The following is an 807-nucleotide window of genomic DNA, read 5'->3' as shown; positions in this document are numbered from 1 at the left end:
TTCCCGCAATCAGGAAAACCGCCGTTTTTTAACCGCAGCCGCAGTATATTTATGCCTACTGCGGCTGCGGTTAAAAAACGGCGGTTTTCCTGATTGCGGGAACGTACGGCCAAACGCCGAAAACACCGGCATTCCCTAATCGCGTAAGCGGGCAAGGTTATTTTTTCGCGCCGCCGAAGGCTACGTCGTCGCCTACGCCGTTACCGCGTTCGGCATAACCCGCCATGGCTGCCGCGCCATTGCCGTAGAATTGTCCTTTGATGCCTTCGTTATTGGCTGCACCGCTGTTGAATGTACCTTTTGAATTGTTAATTTCAACACCATCAAAGCTCAAATCATTATCGCCTGCGCGTTTCAGTGCGCCGCTCATAGAACCGAATTTATTCGTACCGAATGTGGCTGTGATTTCACCGGTATAGAAATCGTTTTTGCCCGGCGTGTGCTTGTTGATGCCGACAACATTATAGGTGGCAGTAGCTAAGCCCGTAGTGTTTTTGGTCGGGTTGTCGCCTACATACCAAACGGTGCGTTTGCCGTCCGCCATATTCAAATCCGTGCTGTTGTCGGGCGGGTTGCCTTTGCGCGGCGCCCATTCGCCGAAGAAGACGTTGCCGTCGCTGCCGCCCATGCCGGGCACTTTGGCAATCACCAAGCCGCCGAATTTCGGTGCAAAGGGAAGTTTCGGCTCGGTTATTTGGCGCACGCTGTACACTTCGGTGTTGTTGTGGCGGTTTTCATACCACACCTGACCCAGTTTCGGGTTGTAGAACCAGCCGATAACCGGTTTCACATCACCCAAGCGCAGAT

General features: G+C 53.3%; 1 protein-coding gene. It reads right to left on the bottom strand.

The annotated features are described in order from the left end of the window. Positions 1-157: 157 nt before the first annotated feature. The coding region (locus ACTHUT_RS21270; protein WP_440419788.1) for a Slam-dependent surface lipoprotein at positions 158-807 on the bottom strand (650 nt) is incomplete at its 5' end.

The sequence above is a fragment of the Neisseria sp. P0022.S010 genome, from assembly GCF_051956635.1.
Note: the sequence above shows the minus strand (reverse complement) of the source record. Positions and strands in the feature narration are given on the sequence as shown.